We start from the raw sequence: 20,133 nt of genomic DNA, 5'->3' as shown, positions 1-20,133 counted from the left end.
TGGAAAGTTTTTTACATTTGATTGGAAGATTTTTTCAAATCCTTAATATAGAGGAGGGACGGGATCTCGATTGAGGATGGTAATTTTATTGGTTTTTTTGGATTTTCAAAGGTGGTATCATTTTTGCTTGCTGAGAGACAAGACACAAGACAAAAGAAGGAGGATATGATGAAGGGGAAGGGAGGCGGATAGTGTTTCAAGCTATCATCTGGCATGCAAGAAGATATGTTTTTTTACTACCTCCAAAAATATCTTGACATGGGAGAGGATTGGATATAATGATAAACAGGGAGAGGAGGTGAAGTTAGGCATTTAGTCATTATCTTAACAAAAGGAGGATACCATGAAAAGGAGGGGAAAATTACTTATCGGGGGGGTCGTTATCTGCCTTATCTTGGGTTTGGTAGCCCTGCCCCTTATGGGAGTGGGGTGCAAGAAGGTGGAGAAAGCCATCGTGATCGGTTGTCCCCTCTCCACAGCCTTCCTTTATGGCTGGGATGCGGAGAAGGCAATCACACTAGCGGTAGAGGAGATCAATGCCGCTGGGGGGGTTAAGGTCGGCAAGAAGAAGCTCCCCTTTAAAGTAGAGGTCATGGATACCCGTGATCTCGAGCCTGGGGTACCGGTAAGCGAGGCCCTATTGGTGGTGGAAAAACTCATCTTGGAGAAGAAGGCAGACTTTATTATGGGTGGTCCTGTTCGCTCCGAGGCGGCACTGGCGGCCATGGACCTATTATCCAAACACAAAAAGGTCTCTATTCTGACCACCGGTGCCTTAACACCCAAATACCATGCACGTGTTGCCGAGGAATATGACAAATTCAAGTATTGTTTTCGTATTTCAGGCGAGGCCAAGTGGATGGTAGGTGGAGAGATTATCCCCTGCCTGCTGAAAATCGGGGAAAAGCATGACCTAAACAGTCTGTTCATCATGGTTCAGGACGTGGCCCATGCCCGGGCCGGTGGCGGTATAATTGCCAAGATTATGGCAAAAAAGGGGTGGAATGTTATAGGAAAGCCGGAGATATATCCAACGGGTACAACCGATTTTTCTATGGGCCTGTTAAAGGCAAGAGATGAGAAGGCCCAGGTAATTCTCATCTGGATGGATATGCCGGAGACCTCTATCCTCCTCAAGCAGTGGTACGATATGAAGGTGCCGGCCCTGCCCTTTGGCTCCATCATCGCAGCAGCCGAACAGCCTGGTTTCTGGAAGGCGACCGAAGGGAAGGGTGAGTACTGCTTGGCCAATGTGGTGAATGCCGGCAATGCCCCTTGCGAGGCCACACCTTGGACCATGAAATTCTTCGAGGCATACAAGGAAAGGTGGGGGATAGAACCCGAGGGTTATGGGACTTCCTCCAGTTATATGGCACCCTATGTGTTGAAAGATGCCATCGAACGTGCCGGTTCCCTGGACTCTGATAAGGTTGTAGCTGCCCTGGAAAAGACGGACCTCATGGGGGTGTATGGCCGTATCAGGTTTGACCCCAAGAGCCACCAGGTCATTCCCTCCATTGATCCAGAGAAAGGTGCGGTAGGGACTATCTTTCAATGGCAGGCGGGCAAGAGGGTGGTGGTCTTCCCGCCCAAGATAGCCGCTGGTGAGATCAAACTCCCGCCTTGGATGAAGTAAAATATAAAGGGGCCCCATATGGGGCCCCTTTGCCCTCCTTGGGTTGGGAAGATGGATCTAGCCATTTATGGATTGATAAACAGTCTACAGTTAGCTTTAATAGCTATCGGCTTTGCCTTGGTTTACGGGGTCAGCCGGTTGCCCAACTTTGCCCACGGCGCACTATATATCTTGACCGGATTCGCAGCCTGGTCTTTTCTTAGCGGGATGGGTATACCCTATTTGCCGGCTATTATCCTATCTTTAGCCATCACCGCAGGGATTGGTGCTGCTATATATCAGGTTGTCCTCATCCGTGTAAGAGGCATGCCGGTATCGGAAATTATAGCCACTTATGCTATCGGCTTAGCTGCATTAGAATTTTTACGCTGGGCTGGATTTAGAGGCATGACCTATACCCTTCCGGCATTTATTGAGGGTTCTGTGACTATAGCAGGTGTTCCGGTTGATTTGCAGCGGATTTGCATTATAGGTATAGGAGCGGGGCTGGTATTAATACTAACGCTTTTTACTCACCATACCAGAGTTGGATTAGCTTTAAGAGCCATAGCCCAGGATGAGCGTGCCGCTTTGATGTTGGGCATAGATTCAGACTTTACAGCGACTATAGCCATGGCTCTCGGCTCCGCCCTTGCTGGCCTTGCTGCCCTGGTTATACTTCCCTTAGGCAATATAACGGTGAAAGCGGGATATGATGTTCTAATTTTCGCTATAGCTGTGTGTGTCTGTGGCGGACTTGGTAGCTGGGTAGGTGCAGTGCTCGCCGCCTTCATAATTGGCTATGCTCAAATAATCACCGTGAGTTATATCGCACCTCATTTTCACCTAGTTGTGGCCTTACTGGCCATTATCTTCATCCTTATATTTAAGCCTTCGGGGCTTTTCGCAAGGCAAAAGGAACTTGAGGAGAGGGTTTAAGGTTGGCTGAAGAGGGACCTAGACGCAGAGAGAGGCTGGCCCGAGGCGTAAAGGTGCGCTCGGACACAATATATGCCGTTTCCTCATGGAAGGAGATGATGTTTTTACTGGGGCCAAGGTTGGCCTTAATTTTTGGTTTGCTCATCCTTCCCATAGCCCTGTCGGGATATTGGCAGAGCGTTGTATGTATTACCGGTGTGTATGCATTGCTCACCTTGGGCTTTGATTTCTTAGCTAATTTCCTTGGGCTAGTTTGCTTAGGTGGGGCTCTGTTCACCGGGGTTGGTGGATATATATCTGGGATCCTGAACTCATATTATGGCGTACCAATACCAGTGAGCATGCTTATTGCGACAGTAGGTGGAGCACTTATCTGTACGATTCTCATTTTACCTTGCCTGCCACTCAGAGGTGTTTACTTTGCCATAGTGACCTTTATCTATCCATTGGCGGCGGAGAGACTCATTGCCTCATTCGATATCTGGGGTGGTACCGATGGCATAGTTGGACTAAGCATGCTTCCAAATATATGGTTTAACCAATATCTTATTTTAGGGGTAGCTCTTGGTTGTTGTTTTGGACTGAGGAGGCTAGTTAATGAAGATATTGGGCTGGTATTTCGTGGAGTGAAGGATAATGATCAGGCGATTAGGGCTTCCGGCATGAGTATAACCTGGTATAAGGCTCAGGCTGTATTTATTGCTGCATTGATGGGTTGTTTTGCCGGTGCTTATCTTGCTCACCGTTATGGATGGACTGGCATGTCATTATTCGCTATCGATTTTTCTATCCTTCCCCTTGCTGCCACGGTGGTTGGCGGGGCCGGCACCCTCGCAGGCCCATTATTGGGATCCTTCATCTTAGTTCCCATCTCTGAGGTACTACGTGCCTTTGGTACGCTCAGGATAGTCTTTTATGCCATTGTAATGGTCTTATTTATTGTATTTTGGACTGAGGGATTGCTAAACTACTTTCGCAGAAAATATGAAGAGTTTGAACATTGGGTAAGGGTATAAAGGAGATTTAAGCTATGGGTGAAGATGAAGTCCTTCTTAAAGCCGAAGACCTCAGCAAGTCATTTGGTGGGGTTAAGGCAGTGAATGGGGTGAGTTTTGAGTTACATAAAGGGGAAATTCTCGGCATTATCGGTCCTAATGGCTCAGGGAAGACCACTTTGGTAAACCTCGTTACCGGCTTTGTAAGGAAGGACTCGGGCAAGGTAGTTTACAATGGTAAGGATATCACTAAGTGGTCAGCCCATAAAATCGCCGACGCTGGACTTACAAGGACTTTTCAGATAATGAGGCCATATCCCACTCTGCCGGCATTCAAGAACATTATTCCCCCTTTATATTCCCCGAGGGCCAGGCGAGCCGCTAGGGGGAAGCTTGGAGATAGGGATACAGTAGCCATAGATATTTTAGAGGATGCCGGCTTTGAACGTGATGCTTATGTTCCATATAAACTCGCTGGTGCCCTCCCACTGGGATATCTTAAACGCCTCGAGCTCTGTAGGTGCCTTGCTTTAAGCCCTGAGGTGGTCATCTGTGATGAGATCTTCTCCGGTTTGAGCATGGCTGAGATAGCAACCATGATCCCTATTGTGGAGAGGCTGCAGATGGATGGCATGGCCTTAATAATGATCGAGCATCGGCTAAGGGAACTTTTCAGGGTAACGGATAGAGTGATGGTAATGAATTTTGGAGAGAAGATCGCCGAAGGTATTCCTGAGGAGGTCATGAAGAATAAGAGGGTTAGGAAGGCTTATCTTGGTGAGGAGGTATAGTATAGAATCATGCGGGAAGACAAAGTTCTACTCGAAATTGAGGGCCTCTCGTTATTTTATGAAAACGCTATAGCCATAAATAACATCAGCTTAAAATGCCACGAAGGACAAATTACAGGGCTCTTTGGATCAAACAGCGCCGGCAAATCCTCGCTGATGTATACCATTTCAGGAATAATAGTGGATATGAAGAAGAAGGAGGATATGAGGGGTGGAGAGAGGATTACCTGGTTTGGGAAAATGAAATACAACGGAGAGGATATCCTAGACCTTAAGCCGAGCGAAAGGGCTAAGGAGGGGATTATACTTTGTCCTGAGAGACGTCGCATCTTCCCCGAAAGCAGCGCATTGGAAAACTTGAAGATAGGGGGTTATTTAGCTACCAAAAAACAGGCGAAGGGGACCCTTGACTATGTATTTAGCATCTTTCCAGCCTTAAAAGATAAACATATCCTGAAAAGGGATGGTGGTTTCCTGAGTGGCGGCGAGCAACAAATGCTTGCCATTGGAAGGGCCCTAATGGCTCAGCCCAAGTTATTACTGTTGGATGAGCCTCTGCTTGGGCTAAGCCCAGCTATAGAGGCAGCGCTTGCTCGAGCAGTTAAAGATATAAACAAACAAACCGGGATTACGATATTAATAGCGGAGCAATATGCCAGGCCAATCCTTCCGATAATAGATTATGGTTATGTACTGGAAAACGGGAGCTTGGTTGCAGAAGGAACTGCTCAGGAGCTCATGGACAATCCAGATGTGATGGGGGCTTACTTCGGCGGAATGTAGATTTCAGACTAGGTGGGGTTATGAAAGGTGTACAGTCGATAGATGAAGAAGTGATCACCGGGTTTGAAAGAATAGCAGCAAATTATCCTGATAAGACAGCGATAGTTTATTTAGGGGAGAAATTTTCTTACGCCGAGCTTAGGGAGCTAATTTATAGATTTGCTACTGCATTATATGAATTGGGCGTCAGGGATAACGATAAGGTGATGATTTACATCCCGAATTGCCCCCAATGGGTTATTGCCTATTTTGCAATTCAAAAAGTTGGTGCTGTGACAGTAAATACCTCGCCTATTTACACCCCTTACGAAATTTCATATCAGCTTAATGATTCTGGAGCTGAGACTATAATTTGTCAGGATACGAATTTCGGATATGTGAGGGAAGTTTTCCCAAAAACCCCCTTGGAGAGAGCTATCGTTACCAACCTTGTTGATTTATTACCCTGGCATAAGCGATGGGTTGGTAGGCTTTTTGATAGGATTCCTCACGGAACCGTTGAACGAGCTGAGGAGGTATATCCCTTTAGAGATTTAATACATAAATATCCCCCTAGGCCGCCGAAGGTAGATATAAATACAAGAGAGCACCTCGCCTATATACTATATACCGGTGGGACAACTGGACTTCCTAAAGGTGTGCCGGGGACCCATAGCGGTATGGTATCTTATATTAAGGACTATTATGATGTAATTGAGGGCCATGTCTCAGAAGGGGATGACATATTTGTGTTGGTAAATCCACTCTTCCACATAATGTCAAAAGGGATGTTTATGGGGGTAGCCTTAACTTTAGGTAACCCTACTATACTCATGCCCACACCTCATGTGGATGCCCTTTTGGATGCTATACAAAGGTATAAGGCAACTATATTACTTGGCGTTCCCACCCTTTATCGGATGATTCTAGAAAACGATAGGCTAGACCTATATAACTTATCTTCATTGAAATATTGTTGGAGTGGGGGTGATGTCCTCCCAGACGAGGTTTTCAACCGGTTTAGGAAGTTTACTAAGTACCCGCTATACCAAGTATATGGTTCAACGGAAGTTGGCCACCTCACCTTGAGTTCTATGGAAAAAGAACCTACAGCAAAGAACTTAGGCAAGCCTTTCCCCTCCAGAAAGGTTAAGGTTGTAGATCCAGAAACTTTGGAACCGGTGCCTCAAGGCGAAATCGGTGAGCTGCTGGTAACATCTCCATTCATAATGGATTACCTATATAAGCCGGAGGAAACAGCTAGATCATTTGTAGAAATGGATGGCGAGAAGTGGTACCGGATGGGAGACCAAGTTAGAATGAATGAGGAAGGGGAGCTATTTTACGTAGATAGGAATGCAGACGTTATAAAGTATAAGGCGTATAGGGTTTCTGCCTCCGAGATTGAAGCGGTATTACAAAGTCATGAAGCGGTTATAGACTCGTGCGCTGTAGGTGTGCCGGACCCCAGGGTAGGTGAGCGCATCAAGGCAATGGTGGTGCTTAAGGAGGATGCTAGGGGGGTAGGTGCATCTGAACTTATTAAATGGTGTGGGGAGAGGCTTGCCCCCTATAAGATCCCGCAATATATAGAATTCAGGGATATGTTACCGAAATCCAAGGTGGGAAAGCTCTTGCGGCGCGAAATAAGAGAGGAAGAACGCAGGAGAATGGAAAAGGAGAAAAAATAGAAGGTCTTCATTATACTTCCGTCAATTCTTCTTCTGCAGTGGTTAGCTTTTTAACCCCTTTCTCACCCACTACAAATGTATTCTCTATTCCCACAGCCCCCTCTGTGGGAAAGACCATCTTTGGTTCCAAGGCAAAGGTCATCCCCTCCTCTAAAGGGTAGTCATGACCCTGGGCGATAAAGGGGTATTCATCGATCTCCAGACCTATGCCGTGGCCGATGAAGCGGGTCTTGTGATCTGAGGGACCCATGAAGTGTTCCTCATATCCTAATCTCTTAGCCATTTTCCATCCCCTTTGGAAGAGCTCGCGGCAGGAGATCCCTGACCTGGCCGAGGCTACCACCTCTGCCTCTATCTGGCGTGTAGCGAGGTAGGCATCTTTGAACCTCTTCTGGAGTTTCCCCAAGCAGAACATCCTGGTCTCATCCACTTGATAACCACGGTAACAGACCCCGAAGTCGATGAGAATGGGTTCATTGGCCCTGATCGGTTTTAGACTTGCCCCCACCGGAAAGGCAGGGGAGAGGCCCACCCCCCCCATGGGTGCATCGATATAGCTCAACACCCCTCCTGTGTAACCACTCAGGACATGCCAGGAAAAGGCCTCGTAGTTGAAGGCCCTCATCCGGAGATAGTTTTGATGCCCATGGCACATGGCCACCTCTTCCATGATCCCGGCTAGCTCTATTTCCGTCATCCCTTCCTTAAGCACCCTAGGCACCTTAGCGTAGACGATCTCTCCTATCTCTCCTGCCTTTTTCATCAGGTTGATCTCATAGGGCGATTTTATCTTTCTGATGCCCATGATCAAGGGTGATGAATCGACGATCTCAACCCCGGCAAATAGCTCTTGCAGGCGCAGATAGTCCTTAGCTGGAAGGACATCGAGTTCTATCCCGATCCTTTTTGGGATTGAACCATGTAAGTCCTCTATTAGGGAGGGGATCTCCCTCCAGGAATTGAGGGGGACTACGTTGTCCACCGCTGTCTCCTTTTGGGCCCGTTCCATATGTTTTTTGACCATCAAGATCTCCTTCCCTTCCACGGGGACGAAAAACAAGGCATTTTGCATGGTGCCGGAGAAATAGAAGATGTCCACATTTTGTACAATAAGGGCTGTCTCCCATCTCCTCTTCTTCAACCTTTCCCTCAGTTTTTTTAGCCTTTCCTCTATTTCCTCTTTGGGAGTATAATCTTGTTTCACGGCCTCTGCCCACCTTTGAATTTTTTGAGGATAAGACCATACCCCTCTCGCCCCTTCGTGTCAAATCTTTTCCTGGGAGATGGGAGTTGACCTATATTTTAGGAATTGACGCTTAATTGTTGACAAAAAAGGGGTGTAATGATAATTTATAACAAAATTTTCTTATCATGCGCTGAGAAAGAGCACTGTTATTCAAAGCAAGTAAGATCCCATTATGAGGAGGAGATCTTGGAACCCATAGAGGAGCAGGATTTTCAAGCCTTAAGGTCTTTGGATTTCCCTGCCACGAAGTTCTTTATGCACCTTTCCAATGGCACAAAGTTCTTCCGCAACAAGGAGTTTGAGAAGGCCATCAGTGAGTGGGAGGGAGCCGCCAAACTGCGGCCTGAATCTGTAACCATCAGGAGGATACCTGGCAGTGTGCTCTTTCGGAGCAGTCTAGACGATGTACCATTGGTGGGCCTATTGTATGCCGTATCCTCCAACGTCCAAACAGGGGTGGCCATCATCCGCAGTGAATATGCCTTTAAGGAGATCTTTTTCAAAGAAGGGTGGGTTGTCTTCGCCCGCACTACCAAGTCCGAGGAGAGGATAGGAAACTTTTTGACCAAGAGAGGTCTTGTTTCCCCATCTAATTTGGAGAAAATGGCCACCAAGGCCAAAAAGGATGAGGTGAAGCTGGGCAGATTCTTGGTGATGAAGGGATTGCTCTCGGAGAAAGAGCTCCATGAGTTGTTGGATTTTCAGATAAAGGAGATCCTCTGCGACCTCTTTTCCTGGAAAGAAGGGGAGTTTTATTTTGCTGAAAAGGAGGTAGAGGAAGAGGATGTGGTGGTAAGTTACACCCCCCTGGACTTGGCCCTGCTGGCCGCCAGGAGGGCGCTGGATTTTTCCACCTTTAGGAAGATGATCCCCCATAACAAGGTGATCTTCCGAATCCCCCCTTACATCGAGAGGAACAAGGCAGAGGCCATGGAGAAATTGGATGCCAATGAGAAGTTCATCTTTTCCTTGATTGATGGGAGCAGAAACATCGACCAACTGATTAAATTTAGCGGAAATGACGAGATATCCACCATAAATATCCTCTATCGTCTGGTGTTAATAGGTTTAATCAAGAAATCAAAGGATATCGGAACCTATGAGGACATAGAGTTTAGGGAACTCTCCAGGTTTTTGCGGACCTTTTTGGAGGTTTTTCGTCTGGTGACAGACAACTTGAACAAGGAGTTGGGGGTGAAGTCCAAGGATGTCTTGGACAAGGCCAGGAAGGGATTGGGAGAGGACTACCGCAAGATATTTCATGGGGTACCTATAGATAGGGATGTCCCCCTGGATGCGAACAAGATTCTAAAAAATATCTCTCTTTATTACCCAAATCCTTCTGATAGGTTGATCTTCATCGATGGTTTTTATGAATTTATAAACAATATGCTACATGAAATGAGCCGAATATTGGGAATGACGCTGACGAAGAGGGTGGTTTCAGACATCGAGAAAGTCAGGCTGGACATCTTCAGGTTTTACACCGATTCTCCTGTTAAGAGGAAGGTGTTGGAGGCCTTGAACAAGATTGTAGCCCAGTTTCCCAGGTGAGGATATAAAAAGATCTGAAAGGGGATTGGCCTATGAAGATTCCCATTGACATGATGGGTTTGGTCCTTTTGCTTGCTTTGATGCTGGCTATCTATTTGATCATCATCATCGTCTTTTTATATGCGCGGCGCAAATATAAGGGTGGATTAATTGAGACGGTGATAAATCTGATCATCTGCACTGTGGGCTTCCTCCTGGTGGCCGACCTTTCGTTAGCCTTAATCTATAATTATGGTATTAGGATAGGTTTAACCACCCATGTGGTGTTTAAGATCATTGCCATGTTATTCCTCTCCGTAGGGGGGATGAAGTTTTTTGTAAAATGAGACTTGGTTCCTTTTTGGAGAAGGGTCTGAAATCCTTTTTCCGTGGCATTTTCAAGGTAAAATCATGTTGATTTTTACCCCCCTCTCCCTTAATATACCAAAGGAAAAAGGGGTATACCGTTGGAGGGATGGATCAGTTGGGTTATCTCATGGGCCTATACCCCTTATGGGGTATTGGCCCTTTTCCTTAATGCCTTTGCCGAGTCATCTTTCTTCCCTATCCCCCCGGACTTATTGCTTATTGCCCTCTCCTTAATTCGCCCCCAATGGGCCCTTGGCTATGCGACTATATGTAGTGTTGGATCGGTCTTGGGTGGGGTTTTAGGCTATTTTCTGGGGCTCAAGGGGGGAAGGCCCCTGTTGCAGCGTGTCATCTCCGAGGAACGGATCCGTTGGGTTGAGCGCTATTATCAGAAATATGACGTGTGGGCTGTGGGTATTGCTGGATTTACCCCCATACCCTATAAGGTGTTTACCATTTCGGCAGGTGTATTCGTCCTCGATCTCAAACGGTTCATCTTTATCTCTCTTGTGAGCAGGAGCGCTCGTTTTTTTGCGGTGGGGCTGATGATCTTCCTCTTCGGGGAGACCGTGAAGTCTTATCTGACCGAATACATAGATATCTTCAGCATTGCCTTTGTGGTTTTATTGGTCCTGGGCTTTTTAGCCATCCGATTCTTTTCTAAAAGAATGGGACAGCGGAGGATACAATGAACCCCAAGATATTCCGTGAATACGACATCAGAGGAGTGGTGGGTGAGGACCTCACCGAGGAGACCGTCCAGGAGTTGGGAAGGGGGTGTGGTAGCTATTTCGTCCATCATGGGGTCAAACGGATCACGTTGGGCAGGGATTGTCGCCTCAGCTCCGACCTCTTCCTCGATTCCCTCCTGAAGGGGCTTTTGGCCAGTGGGATGGAGGTCACCGATGTAGGGATCTGCCCCACGCCTTTGCTGTACTTTTCCATCGTTCACCTGGGGCAGGAGGGGGGGGTGATGATCACCGGAAGTCACAACCCTCCGGAGTTCAACGGCTTTAAGATCTGTGTGGGGAAAGACCCTATCTACGGAGAAGAACTGCAGAGGGTGCGGGAGATCATCGAGAAAAGGGATTATATCCAGGGAAAGGGGAACCTATCCACCTACGACATCATTAAGGACTATCACCACCATATCCTGGCGAACATCAAGGTGGGGCGAGAGGTCAAGGTGGTGGTCGATGCCGGCAACGGGACGGGAGGCGCCGTGGCCGTGCCCATCATGCGCAACCTGGGGTGTCAAGTGGAGGCCATTTACTGTGAGATGGATGGCCGTTTTCCCCACCACCACCCGGACCCCACTGTGGAGGAGTACCTTACGGACCTCATTACCAAGGTGAAGGATACAGGGGCTGATCTAGGGATAGGCTATGATGGGGACGCCGATCGGATAGGTGTTATAGATGAAGGGGGGAAGATCATCTGGGGGGACAAGTTGATGATCATCTTTGCCCGGGACATCATTCAGGACAGGGGGGGCGGGACCTTCATCGCTGAGGCAAAGTGTTCCCAGACCCTCTATGATGAGATCACCAGGCTTGGGGGACAGGCTATTATGTGGAAGACGGGGCACTCCCTCATTAAAGACAAGATGAAGAGGGAGGGGGCTGTGTTGGCAGGGGAGATGAGCGGACATATGTTCTTCGCCGATCGCTACTTCGGCTTTGACGATGCCATCTATGCCTCCTGCCGTCTCTTGGAGATTCTGGGTAAGACCGACAAGAAGATCTCGGAACTTTTAGAGGGGATCCCCCAGACCTATGTCACCCCGGAGATCAGGGTAGATTGCCCCGATGATGTCAAGTTCCGGATAGTGGAGAGGGCCAAGGAGGACTTCCGTCAAAAGTATTCAATCATCGACGTAGATGGTGTAAGGATCAAGTTCCCCGATGGCTGGGGGCTGCTGCGGGCCTCCAACACCCAGCCAGCCCTGGTCCTCAGGTTTGAGGCCTTTTCCAGGGAGAGGCTGGAGGAGATAAAAGGGATGGTGGAGACGAAGGTGAAAGAATTGATGGGGGAGGTTCGATGAGAGAGGTTAGGTCTATAGAGGCAAAATGAGGTCTTTAGGAGCCCATATGTCCATCGCCGGTGGGGTCTATAAGGCCCTGTGGAGGGGGAAGGAGATAGGGTGCGATACTATCCAGATCTTTACCAAAAATGCCAACCAGTGGCAGGCCAAACCTTTTATCCCAGAGGATATAGAGGCCTTCCACAAGGCTCGGGGAGAGACAGGGATATGGCCTATAGTGGCCCACGACAGCTACCTGATCAACCTCGCCTCCCCCGATAAGGGGCTCTATGAGCGGTCCCTCGAGGCCCTCTGGGAGGAGTTGCAGCGGGCCCAGGCCCTGGGACTTCCCTATCTGGTGATGCACCCTGGGTCCCATATGGGAGAAGGGGAGGAAGGGGGGTTTTACCAGATAGCCCGGGGGATAAACCTCCTACATCAGAGGGGGATGGATGTGATGGTCTTGCTGGAGACCACGGCGGGGCAAGGGTCCAATCTGGGCTATCGCTTTGAGCACTTCGCCAAGATTATCGAGATGATCGAGGAGGATAAAAAGGTAGGGGTCTGCTTTGATACCTGCCATGTCTTCGCCGCCGGTTATGATATCAGCACCCCGGAGGGGTATGAAGCCACTTTTGAGGAATTTAATCGGATCATCGGCCTGGACCGTCTGAAGGTTGTCCACCTCAATGACTCCAAGGCCGCATCCGGCACCAGGATAGATCGCCATGAACATATAGGCCAGGGGCATCTGGGGTTAGGGCCCTTTCGCCGCCTCCTGCAGGACCCCCATTTGGCGACCCTCCCCTTTATCCTGGAGACCCCAAAGGGGAAAGACCCCCAAGGGGAGGATTGGGATGCAGTAAACCTGAGGGTCTTGAAAGAGTTGCTCTAGGTCATGGAAGATAAGATCGTTTCAAAAAGATTGCATCATATCATTGAAGGGCAGATCAAGGAAAAAGGGGGAATTGGAGGCCATGGCCGAACGACTTACTGTGAAAAACCTCATCCTCCCCAGTGGAATGGGGAATACCTTCAAGGTCTTGATCCAGCATAAGGGGATGGAAAAAGCACAATTGGATGGATTGAGAAGACCTTTAACGTGAGAAAAACTCCAAGGGCAAAACATCAAAAGAAATGTGGCTCCTCTCCCATTTAGTTGTTGGAACTGAAAGGATTCAAGGGGTTAACCTTCAATCAGGGTTCAAGGATTCGAGGATTCAAGGGTTCAAGGGATTTGTATTTCACTAGAATCCTAGGCCCCTAGATCCCTGGAACCCCATGAAATGAATCTTTGGCCCTTTTTAGCAACTTTTTAGGATAAGGAACAGAAATGTTTTTATAGACGGAGATGAGACTATAGGACCTTGAAGGTTTAAAGGAGGTGAGCAATGATCAGCGAGGAAATCATCCGCTCTTTGACAGTGAAGACCCCCTCCAAGATTATTCTGTTGGTCTTGGATGGTGTCGGGGGGCTACCCGTTAATGGCAGGACTGAGTTGGAGACGGCCCATACCCCTCATCTGGATGAGCTGGCCTCCCGCTCCATCTGTGGGGTGACCGATCCTGTTTCCCCAGGGATCACCCCTGGAAGCGGACCAGGGCATCTGGGGATGTTCGGCTACGACCCCTTGAGATATGAGATCGGCAGAGGGGTTTTGGAGGCCCTGGGGATTGGGATGGAACTGGGAAGGGATGATGTGGTGGCCAGGGGGAACTTTGCCACCATGGACCAGCAAAGGATCATCATCGACCGCAGGGCCGGTCGCATCCCTACGCAGAGGAACATAGAGCTATGTCGTCTCCTGCAAGAGGATATCAAAGAGATAGAAGGGACGCGAGTGGAGATCAGGAACGGGAAGGAGCACCGCTTTGTCCTGCGGTTTTCTGGTGAGGGGTTGGATGGTCGTCTGGAGGATACCGATCCCCAAAGGGAGGGGAACCCCCCTAGGCCCCCCACTCCCTTGGCCCCGGAGGCGGAGAGGACCGCGCGAATAGTAGGTCTCTTTCTCGATAGGGCCAATCAAATATTAAAAGACCATCACCCAGCCAATACCATTCTCCTGAGGGGGATCTCCCAGATCCCCGACGTCCCCAGTATGTCTGAGCTATTCAAATTGACCCCTGCCTGCATTGCCACCTATCCCATGTACAAGGGGCTGGCCCGGCTGGTGGGGATGGAGATCCTGGAGACAGGCGAAAACATCGCTGATGAGTTTAGTACCTTAAGGGAGAGCTACGAACGATTCGACTTCTTCTACCTCCACATCAAAAAGACCGATAGTTACGGTGAAGATGGCAATTTTCAGCAGAAGGTTGAGGTCATCGAAGAGGTGGATCGGCATATCCCGGTGCTGCTGAGACTGGGGCCAGATGTCATCGCCGTGACCGGAGATCACTCCACCCCTTCATTGCTAAAGGGACACAGCTGGCATCCCAATCCCTTTATCCTCTGCTCTAAATATGAGAGGGTCGACGACGTGGGGGAATTCAGCGAGGCAGTGTGTGCCAAGGGCGGTCTGGGGAGGTTTTTGGCGGTAGACGAGATGCCCCTGATGCTCGCCTCGGCCCTGAAGCTGAAAAAATTCGGGGCATAAAGGGGGCCAGGTCAAAAAGGGACTTACGAGGCTAGAGAAAAAGTTGTTTTGGATTAGTTAAAAGATGTACTTTAAGAGTTACTTTTATTGAGGAATGATAAATGAAGAGGAAAAGCCGAGAGGGCGAACGCCGTACATTTAAGAGATTGGAGGTCCCTATTCCATTAAGTATGAAGCTGTTGGGGATGTTTGGTACTCCCTCACCCATCAATGCGGAAGCTAGAAATGTCTCTCTCGATGGCCTATCAACAGAGCTAAAGGTAATCTTAAAAGATGGGAGGCTCTTGATTCAGGAAGGAGAAGAACCCATAAAGCTGATTCCTTACCTAGTACTGAATGAAAAGATGGTGGAATTGGATATAAAGACACCTCCACAAGGCGAAACGATCAGAGCGATAGGAAGGGTTATATGGTATGACTTTGGCTCAAGGGAGTCGTTATATTATTTTAAGGCAGGGATCTTCTTAGAAAAAATGGAAATGAAAGATAGAAAAAAGTGGGAAGAATTCGTGAGAAATATAGCTTAACTACGAGATGAAACCTTGAGTTAAAAGAACTAAAAATTTTTACAATTGAGAAAGGGAGGACCTGCGGTTTCGCCTCCCCTTTTTCATCTTCTTGACTGCTTTTATCCAGGCAGATTATATTACAGGCAAGCGGAAAATTAAAAAAACCTCTTTGAGACCTGATTATGGACAGAAAAGAGAGGATAGAGGAAGAATTTGAGCTAGGGGAAGAGGGGGAGGCCGTCCAGGAGTACGAGGCCCTCACGGACAACTTCCTCTATATTACTGCCTTGCTCATCGCCGATGAGGTGGCCCAGCTGGTAGAAGGGCGCGCTGGGGTTGCCCTCGATCTGGGGGCCGGCCCGGGGAGCCTGGTCAGAGAGATGGCCACCCGCTTGCCCCAATTTTTGGTGATAGGGCTGGATATCTCCCTACCCATGGCCCAACGAGGCAGGGAGAGGGTCAGGGCCGAAGGGGTGCAGAATGTGGCCTTTGTGGTGGCCGATGTCCATCGACTTCCTTTTAAATCCAAGTCCCTAGAAGTTATTGTCAGCCACGGCTCGATGCACCACTGGCGCAGGGTAGATATCGCCCTGGCAGAGATCAAGCAGGTCCTCGCCGAAAAGGGGTTCATCTACATAAGCGATCTGAGACGGGATGCCCATGACGCAGTGGTCCAGAAAATCGCCGCTCTATTAAATGAGAGACAGGCCCGGGCCTTTTTAAATTCAGTGCGGGCGGCCTATACCATCGAGGAGCTTTCCTCATTGGTGAGTGAAGCCGGCCTAGTTCATATACGGGTGGAGCCGGAGGATTTCTCCCGCAGGACCGTCATGCAGAACATGAGGGAATTGAGGAAGTCCCCCATGAGGGGGATGCGTCAGGCCGCCATCAACCTACGGTTGGTTGGGGGAGGTAATTAGGGGAGAGGATACTGGAGCCATAGGGCGCATGGATACAGGAAATGATAGGATGAATCCCTCCACCCTCAAGGCACGTATTAGGGAGGAGGTCTGGAAGATGATGAAGGCCGAAGGGCTCTCCCCAGCCCCCCATGGCACCATCCCCACCTTTCCGGGCCAAAATAAGGCGGCCGAGAGGCTGAGGGGCTTGGAGGTGTATAAACGGGCCAGGACCATCATGGTCCCACCTGATCAGGCCCAGCTGCAGGTCCGGGTCAACGCCGTGCTGGATAGTAAGAGGTTGATCATGGCCACCCCTGGCCTAAGGGATGGCTTTTACCTGTTTGATGAAGGATCTGGTAAGGGCAGTACGCAGCTCCGGAGTGCAGAAATTCGGCAAGAGGGTGGCAACTTTTCGCAAGGAGATAGGAGAGGTAGATCTGTTGGTGACCGGGGCTGTGGCTGTGGGGCTCCATGGTGGAAGGATCGGTAAAGGGAGCGGATACTTCGATCTGGAATACATGATCTTGCGGGAGATCGGCTCCGTGAAGGAAAGGACCCCCATCGTCGCCCTGGTGGATGATCTGCAGGTGCGCGAGGAGGTACCAATGGAGGAAAAGGACGTCGCGGTGGATTTCATCGTCACCCCTACCAAGGTCATCAAGATAGAAGCAATTGTCCAACGCCCCTCAAAGATCCTCCAGGACCTTCTGGATGATCAGGGCATCAAAAGGATGCGCCCTTTAAGGGAATTGGGGAAGAGGGATGGGAGGAAGGTTTAAGATTCACGGCTTCATCGGGATCGCCCTCTTTGTCTTGGCCGCCGTGATGATGCGCCAGGGGCAAGAACCCTTTACTAGCTATTTCTATTGCTTCGCTTGGTGGTCCTATATTCTGGTCGCCGACGCCCTAGTTTATTGGATGCAGGGGGAATCCCTCCTTGTCAACAGGACCCGCCCTTTCCTCCTGATGATCCCCTTGTCGATCTTCGTCTGGTGTATCTTCGAGGCCTTTAATTTTCGGCTGGCAAACTGGCACTACGTCAACGTCCCTCATGAAGCCTGGAGGAGGTGGGTCGGATATGCCGTGGCCTATGGGACGGTCCTGCCCGGTCTGTGCGAGACAGCTCACCTCTTGAAGGGGATGGGGATCTTTCGAGGTGTATCATGGAAGGTGTTGAACCCCTCTGCTAGACTCCTTAGGGCCTTGGTTTTCCTGGGGGGGTCCTCACTGCTCGCCACCCTCCTTCTCCCCCGCTACTGCTTCCCCCTGGTATGGATAGGCTTTGCCTTCCTCCTGGGACCTGTTAATTACCGCTATGGCGGCGACTCCCTCCTGCAGGATATAGAGAAGGGTGAGCTGAAAGGGCTCTTGACCCTTCTTGTAGCAGGATTGATCTGCGGCTTTTTGTGGGAGTTTTGGAACTTCTGGGCCCAGACCAAATGGATCTACACCGTCCCCTTCTTTGAGGAGGGAAAACTGTTTGAGATGCCCATGTTTGGATTTCTAGGCTTTCCCCCCTTCGCCGTGAGCGCTTACGTTATCTATTGTTTCTTTCTATTGTTGAGACAGAGGGGTAGGGCCTGGATAAGGGGCGCCCTCTGGGCCCTTTTGCCTCTCTTCTGCCTCCTCATCTTTACCGGTATAGACCGTTTCACCGTGATCTCCCACTTCCCCTTGATCAAAGATCTCCCTGGGGTGCAGGAGGAATGGAAAGGGCGCCTGCAGGAGTCAGGGATGAGAAAGGTCCAAGATCTCCTCAGGAGAGGACAAAAGGGCCTAGTCAATGTGGGTATTCCCCCCCCAGAGGCAGAGGAACTTATTCGGGAGGCAGAGATGATCACCTTAAAAGGGATGGGGATGGAGAACTATCTCCTCCTCCAGAAACTAGGGGTGGGGAGCCTCTTTGATCTCGTTCAACAAGACCCCTCGGATTTATATCTGAGGTTAAATGAGATAAACTATCGCCTGCAAAAATCTCATCGGAGCTTTACTCCTGCCTTGGTGAGGCTCTGGGTGCGGGAGGCGAAAAGGAGGGCGGAATGAGGGAGGAGTTTGAAGAGGTTTTTCCCCGGGACCGGGACTATCTGAGGATCAGCCGGGAGAAGGTCCAGGAGGTGTGGGTCCGATTGGGAGGATGAGTTCCTGATCAAGGGGTGACGATGAGAGAGGCCTCCCCTTCTTTTTCCCTCTTTTTGTAAGTGGTCTCCAACAGGCCATATATAGATTTTAGCAGGAGGTTCCAGATAAATGGGTTGGGCTCTATGGGGTTAAAGGGGGTCTTCAGATCTACGGCAGCGCTCATGGCCATGCTGGCCTCCTTTTCCTTGCCCATCTTCCACAGGATATAGGCCATCTCCTCCAGGCGTCTTTTCCACAGAAGCCTCCTTTGTTCAGGGAAGAGTTCCTGAAGGGCCTCCATGTAGATGGAGCTTAGCCGGGCATCCTTCTGTTGGGGGGTGAGGACGATGTGGCTCTCCCCGGCCTCCTTTATGGCCTCAGCATATTTTCGCACCTCCTCAGGTCTGAGGGACCAGGAGGAAAAGGGAAGGACCCTGTGCAGATTGGCCGCCTCCCTTAAGAGCCTCACCCGATCCTTTATCTCTTCTTCAGCTATGTACTGGTAGATGAGGGGGATAGGGCCATTCCATTTGACATCCTGTAGTCCCTTTTCGGCATCTTGAATCCCCGGTGGAAGGGGGTTGGCAAGCCTTTGTGAGAGATCAGAGGCCTCTTTGACGAGGTGAACGCAATATCCTCCTGGGGCCTCCACCACAGGGAATTCCACAGAGTAGAGGAGGCTTTCCACAAACTCCTTAAAACCCTTTTTGGTAAAGTCATTAAGCTCAAAGCGCTGGACCCCCTCTAGGTCGTTCACGATGCAAAAATATACCCGCATCCCCCCGAGGGGACGGGGGCGAGCGATCACGATGATCCTGCTACCCACGGAGTCCATGGCCCCCAAATATCCCTGGGGCTCTCCAGGCCTGGGGGGACGCAGCACCGGCCTCTCTTGAGGGGGCTTTTCCTTCCATTGAATCCCCTTCTGCCTCAACCTGTAAAGGGTCCTCTTTATGGCCTTGATGACCCCTTTTTCCTGTGCCGTGGTCATCATCTCTTGCAGGAGCTGGGCGGTCTGAGGTGTGGGAACTCCTGCCAGGCCATCTATCAAGGGGACGGTAAGGGAGGGTTCTTGCTCCAGATGAGAGGAAATCCTTTTGAGGATCTCCTTGGGCTTGACCTTTTGGCCCTGGGCAGTGACCACCTCCTGAAGGATGTCATCTACCTTTTCTTTCCCGGTCGCATCTACCTTATATCCTTTACTCTTTTTGACCACCCTTTATTACTCCGTCATGGAGACCACTTTATACCCAACCTCCTCTATCTTATTGGCCACCGCATGCACGTCACACTTGGTAAGTCGGAGGTAATAGACCCGCTTTTTGCGGTCTTGATGGGCGGACATCCCCACACTGATGATTTCGCTCCCATGGTCCATGATGACCCTGGAGACGCTTTCAAAGGCGTGGGGTTTCCCCCCCAGAATCACATCGATCCGGGAGCTTTCCTTTAGGATCCCCATTACCTCAATAAAGGCCGCCATGATATCGGCCACGGTGATGACACCAACCAGCTTACCTCCATCCACTACGGGTAGGCCCCCTATCGCGTGGCGATAGAGAAGCTCTGCTGCCTCCTCTAGATTGGCCCCTGGGGATATAGTAATGGGGTTTTTGATCATGATATCACCCACGCTCAGCTGCTCGATAAGGGAGGCGAGGTAGGCTTGGTGGATATCCCCCTCAGTCACCCAACCTACCAGCTTCCCCCCCTCGATCACCGGCAGATGGCGGATGGAGTGTTCCTTCATGAGGCGGATGGCGTCGGAGATGGTGGCATCCTTCCTGATGGTCACCAACTTTTTGGCCATCCTCTTTTTTACCTTCATCACATAACTCCTTGATTGGAATCTTGTTCTGAATCTTTGATAAATTATCATCTACAATACGAAAAGACAAGGGGAAACTCCCCTAGGGGGATTGGTAATGTCTCAGTTATCAGGGGAGGAGGACCTCTTATCCCCTCGCTTCAGAGCTTTCGCGGTGACCCTTTCGGGGTTCGCAGGCGGGGAATACTTGCCCCTTCCCCGCTCTAAAGGCGGGG

21 protein-coding genes are annotated in these 20,133 nt (G+C 49.9%); 18 read left to right on the top strand and 3 right to left on the bottom strand.

All coding sequences use genetic code 11. From position 1 onward, the window contains the following. The first annotated feature begins 343 nt into the window (after positions 1–343). The 6 genes from JRI46_09225 to JRI46_09200 are packed head-to-tail and all read left to right on the top strand — an operon-like array spanning position 344 to position 6,793. Positions 344–1,636, top strand: coding sequence for an ABC transporter substrate-binding protein (locus tag JRI46_09225; GenBank protein MBW2039764.1), 1,293 nt, complete (start codon positions 344–346; stop codon positions 1,634–1,636). Between the two features lie 51 nt (positions 1,637–1,687). Then, a complete protein-coding gene (locus tag JRI46_09220; protein ID MBW2039763.1) occupies positions 1,688–2,554 on the top strand; it encodes a branched-chain amino acid ABC transporter permease in 867 nt (288 codons plus the stop codon). A 2-nt stretch (positions 2,555–2,556) separates the two neighbouring features. Next, positions 2,557–3,570: a branched-chain amino acid ABC transporter permease gene (locus JRI46_09215; protein ID MBW2039762.1), complete on the top strand. Its 1,014-nt coding sequence runs from the start codon at positions 2,557–2,559 to the stop codon at positions 3,568–3,570. Positions 3,571–3,584: 14 nt separating this feature from the next. Further along, a complete protein-coding gene (locus JRI46_09210) occupies positions 3,585–4,340 on the top strand; it encodes an ABC transporter ATP-binding protein (protein ID MBW2039761.1) in 756 nt (251 codons plus the stop codon). 9 nt (positions 4,341–4,349) lie between these two features. Further along, on the top strand, positions 4,350–5,123 hold the full coding sequence (locus JRI46_09205; GenBank protein MBW2039760.1) for an ATP-binding cassette domain-containing protein: 774 nt from the start codon (positions 4,350–4,352) through the stop codon (positions 5,121–5,123). Positions 5,124–5,143: 20 nt separating this feature from the next. Then, positions 5,144–6,793, top strand: a complete 1,650-nt coding sequence (locus tag JRI46_09200) for an AMP-binding protein (protein MBW2039759.1) — start codon at positions 5,144–5,146, stop codon at positions 6,791–6,793. 10 nt (positions 6,794–6,803) lie between these two features. Here the strand turns inward: JRI46_09200 and JRI46_09195 are convergent, their stop codons facing one another. Next, positions 6,804–7,997: an aminopeptidase P family protein gene (locus JRI46_09195; GenBank protein ID MBW2039758.1), complete on the bottom strand. Its 1,194-nt coding sequence runs from the start codon at positions 7,995–7,997 to the stop codon at positions 6,804–6,806. Positions 7,998–8,225: 228 nt separating this feature from the next. Between JRI46_09195 and JRI46_09190 the strand changes: the two genes are divergently transcribed. The 12 genes from JRI46_09190 (at position 8,226) to JRI46_09135 (ending at position 18,015) form a co-directional block, all read left to right on the top strand. Then, positions 8,226–9,593 (top strand): DUF4388 domain-containing protein, encoded by a 1,368-nt coding sequence (locus JRI46_09190; protein ID MBW2039757.1) that lies wholly within the window; start codon positions 8,226–8,228, stop codon positions 9,591–9,593. A gap of 32 nt (positions 9,594–9,625) precedes the next feature. Beyond that, positions 9,626–9,919: a hypothetical protein gene (locus tag JRI46_09185; GenBank protein ID MBW2039756.1), complete on the top strand. Its 294-nt coding sequence runs from the start codon at positions 9,626–9,628 to the stop codon at positions 9,917–9,919. A gap of 120 nt (positions 9,920–10,039) precedes the next feature. Beyond that, positions 10,040–10,633, top strand: a complete 594-nt coding sequence (locus JRI46_09180; GenBank protein MBW2039755.1) for a DedA family protein — start codon at positions 10,040–10,042, stop codon at positions 10,631–10,633. Continuing rightward, positions 10,630–11,985, top strand: coding sequence for a phosphomannomutase/phosphoglucomutase (locus JRI46_09175; protein MBW2039754.1), 1,356 nt, complete (start codon positions 10,630–10,632; stop codon positions 11,983–11,985). The genes JRI46_09180 and JRI46_09175 overlap by 4 nt, the downstream gene beginning before the upstream one ends. Before the next feature lie 25 nt (positions 11,986–12,010). After that, positions 12,011–12,859, top strand: a complete 849-nt coding sequence (locus tag JRI46_09170) for a deoxyribonuclease IV (GenBank protein ID MBW2039753.1) — start codon at positions 12,011–12,013, stop codon at positions 12,857–12,859. A 43-nt stretch (positions 12,860–12,902) separates the two neighbouring features. Continuing rightward, positions 12,903–13,070 (top strand): hypothetical protein, encoded by a 168-nt coding sequence (locus JRI46_09165; protein MBW2039752.1) that lies wholly within the window; start codon positions 12,903–12,905, stop codon positions 13,068–13,070. 285 nt (positions 13,071–13,355) lie between these two features. Then, positions 13,356–14,561: a 2,3-bisphosphoglycerate-independent phosphoglycerate mutase gene (locus tag JRI46_09160; GenBank protein ID MBW2039751.1), complete on the top strand. Its 1,206-nt coding sequence runs from the start codon at positions 13,356–13,358 to the stop codon at positions 14,559–14,561. A gap of 101 nt (positions 14,562–14,662) precedes the next feature. After that, positions 14,663–15,088 carry a PilZ domain-containing protein gene (locus tag JRI46_09155; GenBank protein MBW2039750.1) on the top strand — a complete coding sequence of 142 codons (426 nt, stop codon included), beginning with the start codon at positions 14,663–14,665 and terminating at the stop codon, positions 15,086–15,088. A gap of 164 nt (positions 15,089–15,252) precedes the next feature. Beyond that, the gene (locus JRI46_09150; GenBank protein ID MBW2039749.1) at positions 15,253–15,990 is read left to right on the top strand and encodes a class I SAM-dependent methyltransferase; all 738 of its coding nucleotides are present in this window, start codon (positions 15,253–15,255) and stop codon (positions 15,988–15,990) included. Between the two features lie 97 nt (positions 15,991–16,087). Further along, positions 16,088–16,462 carry a hypothetical protein gene (locus tag JRI46_09145; GenBank protein ID MBW2039748.1) on the top strand — a complete coding sequence of 125 codons (375 nt, stop codon included), beginning with the start codon at positions 16,088–16,090 and terminating at the stop codon, positions 16,460–16,462. Then, the gene (locus JRI46_09140; GenBank protein MBW2039747.1) at positions 16,413–16,751 is read left to right on the top strand and encodes a hypothetical protein; all 339 of its coding nucleotides are present in this window, start codon (positions 16,413–16,415) and stop codon (positions 16,749–16,751) included. Before JRI46_09145 ends, JRI46_09140 begins: the two co-directional genes overlap by 50 nt. Further along, entirely contained in the window at positions 16,735–18,015 is a 1,281-nt protein-coding gene (locus JRI46_09135) for a DUF4332 domain-containing protein (protein MBW2039746.1), read from the top strand. Before JRI46_09140 ends, JRI46_09135 begins: the two co-directional genes overlap by 17 nt. 103 nt (positions 18,016–18,118) lie before the next feature. On the opposite strand, the gene JRI46_09130 is transcribed toward JRI46_09135, so the two are convergent. Both JRI46_09130 and JRI46_09125 read right to left on the bottom strand, forming a co-directional pair. After that, on the bottom strand, positions 18,119–19,306 hold the full coding sequence (locus JRI46_09130) for a hypothetical protein (protein MBW2039745.1): 1,188 nt from the start codon (positions 19,304–19,306) through the stop codon (positions 18,119–18,121). Between the two features lie 6 nt (positions 19,307–19,312). Continuing rightward, positions 19,313–19,918: a CBS domain-containing protein gene (locus tag JRI46_09125; protein ID MBW2039744.1), complete on the bottom strand. Its 606-nt coding sequence runs from the start codon at positions 19,916–19,918 to the stop codon at positions 19,313–19,315. Positions 19,919–20,133 lie beyond the last annotated feature (215 nt).

This window comes from Deltaproteobacteria bacterium (assembly GCA_019308925.1).
Lineage (GTDB): Bacteria > Desulfobacterota > B13-G15 > B13-G15 > RBG-16-54-18 > JAFDHG01.
This window is presented reverse-complemented; position numbering and strand designations above follow the sequence as displayed.